Genomic DNA, 9263 nt, shown 5'->3' on the forward strand with positions numbered 1-9263 from the left:
CTTCGCTTACCTGATTACATAGACCAGGGGGAACAGGATGATCCAGACCAGGTCCACCATGTGCCAGTAGGAGGCCCCGGTTTCCACCCCGGTGTGATCGTCACGGCTGTAGCCGCCCTGGTGCGCCTTCACCATCACCACCGCCAGGATGACCATGCCGAGGATTACGTGCATGAAGTGAAAGAAGGTCAGCGACAGGTAGAACATGTAGAAGGTGTTGGTGCTCAGCGTGATGCCCTCGGAGAACTTGGCGTAGAACTCGAAGCTCTTGATGCCGAGGAAGACGAAGCCGAGCAGGACCGCCGCACCGAGCCAGCGGGCGCAGAGGCGGTTGCGGTTCTCGCGGATGGCCGCCACCGCGCGCACCACGAAGTAGCTGCTGGTGATGAGCACCAGGGTGTTGATGGCGCCGGAGGTGCGGTCGAGCAGCAGCTGGGAGGTGTTGAACAGCTCCACGTGGCCGCTGCGGGCGAAGGCGTAGGCGATGAAGAAAATGCCGAACACCAGCAGCTCGGCGAGGATGAAGATCCAGATGGCGAAGTCACCCGGCAGTCCCTCCCGCTCCCGGACCGGCCGGGCCGGTGCCTCCAGCTCCATGAGATTCGCGTTCATTTAGTTGATTGAAATGCTCGGGTAGTTCGGTAAACAAAAGGGGGGAGCGTCGCCGCTCCCCCCCGGGAGCGGCCGTCAGGCCGCGGTGGCGTGTTCCCTCGGCTTCACGAAGTAGCTCCAGACGTAGAGCATCAGTCCCACGAAGAAGACCAGCCCCGCCACCTCGCGCATCCAGTAGAACAGGGCGATCTGATCCTGGGCCGCCATGAACGACATGGGCGTGTCCGAGGCCCGCTGCAGCCATATCTGCAGGATGCCGGCGGCGGTCAGGAACAGGGTGATGAACACGATGGAGACGGTCATCAGCCAGAACGACCACATCTCCAGCACCTGGGACCGCCCGTGATTCGCCGGCGCGTTGTGGCGCAGGTAGGGCATGGCGTAGGAGATCATGGTCAGCACGATGAGCACGTAGGCGCCGTAGAAGGCCATGTGGCCGTGGGCGGCGGTGATCTGGGTGCCGTGGGTGTAGTAGTTCACCGGGGCGAGGGTGTGGAGGAAGCCCCACACGCCCGCGCCGAGGAACGCCATCACGGCGGTGCCCAGGGCCCACAGGACGGCGGCCTTGTTGGGATGCTCACGCCGGCGCCGGTTCACCATGTTGAAGGCGAACACCGTCATCATGAAGAAGGGAATCGGCTCCAGGGCGGAGAAGATGGAGCCCCACCACTGCCAGTACTCGGGGGTACCGATCCAGAAGTAGTGGTGACCCGTGCCGACGATGCCTGTGATGAGGGTCATGGCGATGATGACGTAGAGCCACTTCTCGATGATCTCGCGGTCCACGCCGGTGACCTTGATGAGCACGAAGGCGAGGATGGCGCCGAGAATCAGCTCCCACACGCCCTCGACCCACAGATGCACCACCCACCACCAGTAGAACTTGTCGAGCACCAGGTTGGTCGGGTTGTAGAACGAGAACAGGAAGAACACCGCCAGGCCCACCAGGCCGGTGAGCAGCACGATGCTGACCACGGTCTTGCGGCCGGTGAGGATGGTCATCCCGATGTTGAACAGGAACGCCAGGGCCACCACCACGATGCCCAGCTTGGTGATGGTGGGCTGCTCCAGGAACTCGCGTCCCATGGTGGGCAGCAGGTCGTTGCCGGTCAGCTCGGCCAGCGCGGCGTAGGGAACCGCCAGGTAGCCGACGATGGTGAGCGCGCCGGCCACCAGGAAGATCCAGAACATGGCGAGCGCCAGCTTGGGGCTGAACAGCTCCCGTTCCGACTCTTCCGGAACCAGGTAGTAGGCGGCGCCCATGAAGCCGAACAGCAGCCAGACGATGAGCAGGTTGGTGTGGACCATGCGGGCCACGTTGAAGGGGATGGCGGGGAAGAGGAAATCCCCCACCACGTACTGCAGGCCCATGATCAGCCCGAACAGGATCTGCCCCACGAACAGCCCGATGGCTGCGTAGAAGTAGGGCTTGGCGACAGCCTGAGACTTGAATTGCATCTTGTTTTCCTCCCTTGGCTACTCGTCAGCCCTCGATGTTCGGCGGCCAGTTCCGCGCCGTCTTGATTTCACCGGAATACTTGAAGAAGGCCACCAGGGCGTCCAGCTCCTCCTCGGTGAGGTGGAAGTTGGGCATCTGGCGGCGCCCCTCCGCCTTGGTGGGCATGGCGGCGATCCAGGCCTTGATGAAGTCGGGACCGCGCCGCTCATAGACATTGCCGAGCTCCGGGGCGAAATAGGCCCCCTCGCCCAGCAGCGTATGGCAGCCGATGCAGTCGTTCTCCTCCCACACCTTCTTGCCCAGCGCGACCTGGGGCGTGATCGCGCCCCGGTTGTCGCGATCCGGCAACGCGCTGTTGGTATCGAAAGTCAGGGCCAGAAACAGGAGGAAGAAAAAGACCGATCCTCCCAGGTAGATGTTTCTGGCCATGGACTTGGTAAAAGTCTCACTCATGGCAGAACCCCCCGTATTGGACTTTGTGCATACTTGGACGCAATGGACCACAGCGTCTTGAATCATCCGCAATCCCCCCCGGCGGGCCTTGACCTATGTCAACCCAGTATTTTCCTAAGATTTGCAGGGTATAGGGGCGCCGGGCGGATGGCGGCGCCGACCACGGACCTGCCTGGAGCGAGTGAGCCATGAGAAGCCGTTTTGCGATTTTCCCGTCCCTGCTGCTGGCGCTGGTCGCCACAGCGGCCCACGCCGCCGCGGTGCTGCCCGCGCCGCCGCCGGAGCTGGCGCGCTGGTACAAGCCGCAGAACGAGCGCCAGGTGTGGCTGCACAACATGTTCCAGCTGCGCCGCACGCTGCAGGCCGTGGAGATGTACCTGGACGCGGGAGACCGGCAGCGGGCGCTGGCGTGGGCGGAGCGGTTCCGCGAGCACTACGGGGCCGTCGCGGAGATGGTGCCGGCCTGGTCGGAGGAGATCGACGGGGAGGCCGTCGAGCGCCTGGTGGCCGCGCTGGGGCCGGCCGGGACCGGGAGCGCCGGGCACGAGCTGCGGCGCATCCGCCTGACCTGCAAATCGTGTCACGGCGACTACCGGGCGGTGGTGGCGGCGCTCTACCGCGCGCCCGATTACGGGTCGATCACCGTCGCGGGTGAAGGGGAGGAGGCGTCGCAGACCCTGGCGGAGGCGATGGAGTCGCTCAGCCACGAGGTCAACGGTGTGCTCATCGCCCTGCAGGACGAACGCCCCGCCGCGGCCGCAGGACACGCCGCCGCGCTGGAGCGCGGGCTGGAGCGGATCCGGCCCAGCTGCGCTTCATGCCACCGCGACGCGCCGCCGGTGGAGCGGATCCTGGGCGCGGCGACGGAGGAGGCGCTGCGGATGCTGCGCGAGGCCATCGCGGCGGGCGATCAGCGCGCGGCCGGGCGCCAGGTGGCCGAGGTGGCGGTGACGGTCTGTGCGCGCTGCCACGGCGTGCACCGCACCCTGGGGGATCTGCGCCGGGTGATCGACGCCGCGCTGGAGTGAGCGCGGCTCAGCGCGGCAGCCACAGTGCGATGAGGATGCAGGCGATTGCCAGCAGCGCGACCCAGAGGGCGAAGCGGCGCTGCGCCCCGGGGCGCCAGCCCCGCTGCCGGAAATGGGATGGCGCGCCGCAGGCCGGGCAGTGCGGGAGCTCCCCGGAGAAGCGCTCGCCGCAGTAGATGCAGTTGACTCGGCTCATGCTGAGTTGGTTTCCCCGCCCCTCACCGCACGCCCTTGCCGTTCAGGAACGGCCCGTAGCGCTGATCGGTGCCGTTGATGTGGTTGAGCAGCCACTCCTTCAGGAACCGGGCCAGGGGCTCGAGGGCCTCCTCGCCCTCCGCGTGGTAGCGGGTGACCATGCCGTTCACCTTGTCGATCATGTCGCGGTGCTCGCGCTGGTGCGCCTCGAGATCCGGGTAGCCGTTGTCGCGCATCAGCGCCTCTTCCCGGCCGAAATGGGTCCGGGTGTAGTCCACCAGCTCATCCAGCGCCTCGTGGATGAACTCCTCCCCGGTCTGGTAGTGGATGGCGGTCTGCAGGTTGTTGATGAGCCGCAGCAGTTTCTTGTGATCCGCGTCCAGGGCCGCCACGCCCACGCTGTAGCTCTCGTGCCAGCTCACGAAGCGCCGCTTCACCAGCAGGCGGTGGATGAAGGGGATGGCCGCGAGCAGTAACAGCGCGGTCCAGGCCAGGGGACTGGCGGGTCCGGAGAGGAAGCCGATGGCGGTGAGCACGATCAGCGCCAGGATCAGGATGGCCAGACCGAACATGGACAGGGTTTTTGACATGGCGGTTCTCTCCGGTGACTGGTGGATGCGCTCCCCGTTGACGGGTGCGCGCCCGGGCCGGGTGGCGGCGTCGTGCCCGGCCGGGCACGCGACGGGGCGGATGTTCACATTTGTTCACATTCCTGCCGGACGGGGTGGTACGCGCCTCATCCCCTGCCCCCGCAAACCCCTGCCGTCCCGGTAGCCGGAGCTATCGCGGACGACCTGTGCATACCTTGTCCCGGAATGCGCCCACAGGTGGTTGACCTATGTCAAGGCCCGGGTCTGGTATCGCCGTTATCAAATGTCCTTGACGTTCTCGGAGAAAGCTGTTCCAGCGACGAGCAGACAGCGTGGAGGGTTTTTTCGGTGGACTCCAGGGGGGGCGCGCAACGGTGCAATCCTCCTGCAGAACGAGCACCGGCCGGGTGTCGGCCATCAGTGTGCAGACACCCTGGGTGCTGGTGGTCACAGTGTATGACTGCAGCAAGGGGGGTAACATGAAAACAATGAAGTTGGGCATGACCGCGTTGAGTCTGGCCGTCGGGCTGGGCCTCGGCGGCGTTGCGATGCAGGCCGGTGCCGCGGATGCACCCACGCTTTCCAAGGACGATTTCGAAAAGGCGAAGACACTCTACTTCCAGCGTTGCGCCGGTTGTCATGGCGTGCTTCGCAAGGGCGCCACCGGCAAGAACCTGGAGCCCGAAAACACCATGAAGCTCGGCCAGGACCGACTCGAGCGCATCATCACCCTCGGCACCGAGGGCGGCATGAACAACTTCGACGACATCATGCCGAAGGAGGACATCAGCCTCCTCGCCACCTACATCCAGATGGATCCGCCGAAGCCGCCGGAGATGTCCCTGGCCCTGATGAAGGAGCGGACCAAGGTCTACGTGGACCCGAAGGACTATCCCGCCAAGCCGCTGCATGACCGCAACTGGGAGAACTTCTTCCTGGTCATCGAGCGCGACGTGGGCAAGGTTGCGGTGGTGGACGGCGACAAGCACGAGATCGTCGCCCACATCGACACCGGCTACGCCGTGCACGTGATCAAGGCCCTGGAGCACTCCACGGTCTCCAAGGCCGAGAACCCGGGCCGGTTCTGGTACACCATGGGCCGCGACGGCAAGCTCAACAAGATCGATCTGTGGCAGACCCCGGACAAGATGCTGGTCGCGGAGACCCAGATCGCCTATGACGCCCGCGACGTGGCCATCTCCGGCGACGGCAAATACGTGGTGGGCGGCGCCTACTGGCCGCCGCATTTCGTGATTGTCGACGCCATGACCATGGAGCCGCTGAAGGTGGTCTCCTCCCGCGGGGTGAACGTGGATGGCGACTACGTGGAGGAGTCCCGCGTCGCCGCGGTCTACGACACGCCCAACGAGACCTCCTGGCTGGTCTCGATGAAGGAGCTGGGCCAGATGTGGCAGGTGGACTACAGCGACATCGACAACCTGCGCATCGAGAAGATCGACTCGGCCAAGTTCCTCCACGACGGTTTCTTCGATCCCACCGGCCGCTACTTCCAGATCGCCGCCAACGCCTCCAACAAGATGGTGGTGGTGGACACCAAGGAGCGCAAGCTCGAGGCCATGATCGACGTGGGCAAGCTGCCCCATCCCGGCCCCGGCGCCAACTGGAACGATCCGAAATGCGGTCCCGTCGGCGGCACCACCCACCTGGGCGAGGGCACCGTGACCGTGTGGGGCAACGATCCGGCCGGCCATCCCGACCAGGCCTGGAAGGTCTGCTACACGGTGGAGACCGACGGCCCCGGCCTGTTCATCCGCACCCATCCCAACAGCCAGTACGTCTGGGCGGACCAGACCAAGCATCCCGAGCCCGAGGTGCAGCAGACGATCCAGGTGTTCGACAAGGACACCCACGAAATCGTCAAGAGCATCCGCATCACCGACAAGCCCGGCTACGCCGCGGTGCATACGGAGTTCAACGCCGACGGGACCGAGGTCTGGGTGTCGGTCTGGAACCGCAAGGACAGCAAGGAGCCCAATGGCGAGATCGTCATCTTCGATGCCAAGACCCTGGAGGAGAAGGGGCGCATCAAGGGCTTCTACGCACCTACCGGCAAGTTCAACGTCCACAACCGCGTGGAACACGTCACCTGAGGATGCGCATGCGGTCTGAGTCGTAGTTGAGCCAGGGCGGGCATGGCAACGGTAATCATGCCCGCCCTTTTTTCAAGGGACTGTGCACGCGGTACGTTGGGGGGCAACGATGGGCGAACCGTCAACCAAGCGGGGACTCTGGTCACGCAGGACACTCTTCGGTGCGACGCTCGGCGCCGCCCTGGTGTTCATGATCCTGGGTGTGATCTTCTGGGGCGGCTTCAACACCGCCATGGAGGCCACCAACAACATGGAATTCTGCATCTCCTGTCACGAGATGGAGGAGAACGTCTACCAGGAGTACCGGGGAACGGTGCACGACGCCAACCGCAGCGGCGTGCGCGCCGGTTGTCCCGACTGCCATGTGCCGCGGCCCTGGATCCACAAGGTGGTGCGCAAGATCCAGGCGAGCAACGAGATCTACCACAAGATCATGGGAACGGTCTCCACCCCGGAGAAGTTCGCGGCGAACCGGTTGACCATGGCCAAGCGGGTCTGGGCGGCGATGAAGAAGACCGACTCGCGCGAGTGCCGCAACTGCCACGACATCACCGCCATGAACCCGGTGAACCAGAAGCCCCGGGCGCGGCAGCAGCACCTCAACGCCATGGAGCGCGGCCAGACCTGCATCGACTGCCACAAGGGCATCGCCCACAAGCCGGTGCATACCCAGCTCACCGACGCCGAGCTGGAGGCGCTGGAAAAACCCAACCCCGATTTCATCCGCCCGATCCCGACGAGCTATACCGCCGGCCTCGAGCGGGTCGAGGCCGCCGAGGCCGAGGCGAAGGCCAAGGCGCAGGAGGCCCGCCAGCGCGAGCGCGAGGCCCAGGCGGCCATGAAGGCCGAGCAGGAGGCGCGCATGGCCGCCGCGGTCGCCGCGGCCATCGAGGCCTACAAGGCCGGCCAGGCGGGAGCCGCGGTGGCGGCGCCGGCCGCTGCCGCGGCGGCCGACGGCGGCTTCGGCATCGACTGGAGCGACGTGCCCGGCCGCGAGGTGGTGCTGTTCTACCCGGGGCAGTCGTCGATGGAGTGGATCCTGAACGGCCGGGATCACAGCGGCAAGCGCGCCTTCGAGGCGGGCGATCGCTGCTTCGACTGCCACGACAAGGAGGCGGCGGACATCGGCCGCAAGATTGTCACCGGCGAGAAGCTGGAGCCGCAGCCCATCGAGGGCAAGCGCGGCAGCATCCCGGTGACGGTGCAGGCGGCCCACGACGCCGAGAACCTCTACCTGCGCTTCCAGTGGGAGGACACCCCGCATGTGCCGGTGCCCTTCGTCGAGGGCGGCAAGATGGACCCGGAGAACCCGGTGAAGCTGGCGCTGATGCTCGCCACCGACGAGGTGGAGTACGCCGACCGGGCCGGCTGCTGGGGCACCTGCCACCACGACCTGCGCAGCATGCCGGACGAGGCGAGCCCGGAGGCCACCAAGTACCTGACCGAGAGCCGCACGGAGATCGAGATCCGGGGCCGAGGCGACAAGCCCCGCGGCGGCTGGGACAAGCGCAAGGGCGAGGCGGAGATGGCCGCCGAACTGGAGGCGGGCCACTTCATGGACCTGCTGCGGTTCAAGTCCGGGGCCGGCGCGGCCGAGGACGGCCACGTGCTGGCGGACCGGGTGATGGAGGGTGGCCAGGGCACGGCGATGAGCGGGCGGCTGGAGAACGGCGTGTGGACGGTGACGGTGAAGCGCAAGCTGGCCACCGGCGCGCCGGGCGACGTGGCGCTGGAGCCGGGCAGGCTCTACAACATCGGCTTCGCCATCCATGATGATTACAGCGCCGCCCGCTGGCACCACGTGTCGGTGGGCTACAAGCTGGGGTTCGACAACCCCGACGCCGAGATCAATGCCGTGCAGCGCGAGGCCCGGGCGATGGCGGCCCCGGCGCCCGTGGCTGCGGCGGCACCCGCCACGGCGGCACCCGCGGCGGTGGGGGGTGACGTGGCCGCCGGCGTCGACTGGTCGAAGGCCGGCGAGCGCGAGGTGGTGCTGTTCTACCCGGGGCAGTCGTCGATGGAGTGGATCCTGAACGGCCGGGATCACAGCGGCAAGCGCGCCTTCGAGGCGGGCGATCGCTGCTTCGACTGCCACGACAAGGAGGCGGCGGACATCGGCCGCAAGATCGTCACCGGCGAGAAGCTGGAGCCGCAGCCCATCGAGGGCAAGCGCGGCAGCATCCCGGTGACGGTGCAGGCGGCCCACGACGCCGAGAACCTCTACCTGCGCTTCCAGTGGGAGGACACCCCGCATGTGCCGGTGCCCTTCGTCGAGGGCGGCAAGATGGACCCGGAGAACCCGGTGAAGCTGGCGCTGATGCTCGCCACCGACGAGGTGGAGTACGCCGACCGGGCCGGCTGCTGGGGCACCTGCCACCACGACCTGCGCAGCATGCCGGACGAGGCGAGCCCGGAGGCCACCAAGTACCTGACCGAGAGCCGCACGGAGATCGAGATCCGGGGCCGAGGCGACAAGCCCCGCGGCGGCTGGGACAAGCGCAAGGGCGAGGCGGAGATGGCCGCCGAACTGGAGGCGGGCCACTTCATGGACCTGCTGCGGTTCAAGTCCGGGGCCGGCGCGGCCGAGGACGGCCACGTGCTGGCGGACCGGGTGATGGAGGGTGGCCAGGGCACGGCGATGAGCGGGCGGCTGGAGAACGGCGTGTGGACGGTGACGGTGAAGCGCAAGCTGGCCACCGGCGCGCCGGGCGACGTGGCGCTGGAGCCGGGCAGGCTCTACAACATCGGCTTCGCCATCCATGATGATTACAGCGCCGCCCGCTGGCACCACGTGTCGGTGGGCTACAAGCTGGGG

8 protein-coding genes are annotated in these 9263 nt (G+C 66.6%); 3 read left to right on the forward strand and 5 right to left on the reverse strand.

From position 1 onward, the window contains the following. Window positions 1–6 precede the first annotated feature (6 nt). The 3 genes from DFQ59_RS03065 to DFQ59_RS03075 all read right to left on the reverse strand — a co-directional run bounded on the left by DFQ59_RS03065 (window position 7) and on the right by DFQ59_RS03075 (window position 2524). Window positions 7–612, reverse strand: coding sequence for a cytochrome c oxidase subunit 3 family protein (locus DFQ59_RS03065; protein ID WP_245937153.1), 606 nt, complete (start codon window positions 610–612; stop codon window positions 7–9). 75 nt (window positions 613–687) lie between these two features. Continuing rightward, complete coding sequence (locus DFQ59_RS03070) at window positions 688–2070, reverse strand: cbb3-type cytochrome c oxidase subunit I (RefSeq protein WP_114278177.1); 1383 nt, start codon at window positions 2068–2070, stop codon at window positions 688–690. A 25-nt stretch (window positions 2071–2095) separates the two neighbouring features. Further along, a complete protein-coding gene (locus tag DFQ59_RS03075; protein ID WP_114278178.1) occupies window positions 2096–2524 on the reverse strand; it encodes a c-type cytochrome in 429 nt (142 codons plus the stop codon). A 188-nt stretch (window positions 2525–2712) separates the two neighbouring features. Between DFQ59_RS03075 and DFQ59_RS03080 the strand changes: the two genes are divergently transcribed. Next, the gene (locus DFQ59_RS03080; protein WP_114278179.1) at window positions 2713–3552 is read left to right on the forward strand and encodes a hypothetical protein; all 840 of its coding nucleotides are present in this window, start codon (window positions 2713–2715) and stop codon (window positions 3550–3552) included. Window positions 3553–3559: 7 nt separating this feature from the next. Here the strand turns inward: DFQ59_RS03080 and DFQ59_RS03085 are convergent, their stop codons facing one another. Together DFQ59_RS03085 and DFQ59_RS03090 are read right to left on the reverse strand one after the other, a co-directional pair. Continuing rightward, entirely contained in the window at window positions 3560–3748 is a 189-nt protein-coding gene (locus DFQ59_RS03085; RefSeq protein WP_114278180.1) for a protein nirD, read from the reverse strand. A gap of 22 nt (window positions 3749–3770) precedes the next feature. Further along, a complete protein-coding gene (locus tag DFQ59_RS03090; RefSeq protein ID WP_147275156.1) occupies window positions 3771–4337 on the reverse strand; it encodes a bacteriohemerythrin in 567 nt (188 codons plus the stop codon). Window positions 4338–4837: 500 nt separating this feature from the next. On the opposite strand from DFQ59_RS03090, the gene DFQ59_RS03095 reads away from it, so the two are divergent. Beyond that, window positions 4838–6448, forward strand: coding sequence for a cytochrome D1 domain-containing protein (locus DFQ59_RS03095; RefSeq protein ID WP_245937154.1), 1611 nt, complete (start codon window positions 4838–4840; stop codon window positions 6446–6448). 109 nt (window positions 6449–6557) lie between these two features. Continuing rightward, window positions 6558–9263, forward strand: a 2706-nt coding sequence (locus DFQ59_RS03100) for a NapC/NirT family cytochrome c (RefSeq protein ID WP_114278183.1), incomplete at its 3' end; no start/stop codon positions are given.

The organism is Thioalbus denitrificans, assembly GCF_003337735.1.
In the GTDB taxonomy this organism is placed as follows: Bacteria; Pseudomonadota; Gammaproteobacteria; order DSM-26407; family DSM-26407; genus Thioalbus; species Thioalbus denitrificans.

Coding starts and splice junctions, on each gene's coding strand:
- DFQ59_RS03075 (WP_114278178.1), bottom strand. CDS start 2,524: ATGAGTGAGACTTTTACCAAGTCCATGGCCAGAAACATCTACCTGGGA.
- DFQ59_RS03080 (WP_114278179.1), top strand. CDS start 2,713: ATGAGAAGCCGTTTTGCGATTTTCCCGTCCCTGCTGCTGGCGCTGGTC.
- DFQ59_RS03070 (WP_114278177.1), bottom strand. CDS start 2,070: ATGCAATTCAAGTCTCAGGCTGTCGCCAAGCCCTACTTCTACGCAGCC.
- DFQ59_RS03095 (WP_245937154.1), top strand. CDS start 4,838: ATGACCGCGTTGAGTCTGGCCGTCGGGCTGGGCCTCGGCGGCGTTGCG.
- DFQ59_RS03090 (WP_147275156.1), bottom strand. CDS start 4,337: ATGTCAAAAACCCTGTCCATGTTCGGTCTGGCCATCCTGATCCTGGCG.
- DFQ59_RS03085 (WP_114278180.1), bottom strand. CDS start 3,748: ATGAGCCGAGTCAACTGCATCTACTGCGGCGAGCGCTTCTCCGGGGAG.
- DFQ59_RS03065 (WP_245937153.1), bottom strand. CDS start 612: ATGAACGCGAATCTCATGGAGCTGGAGGCACCGGCCCGGCCGGTCCGG.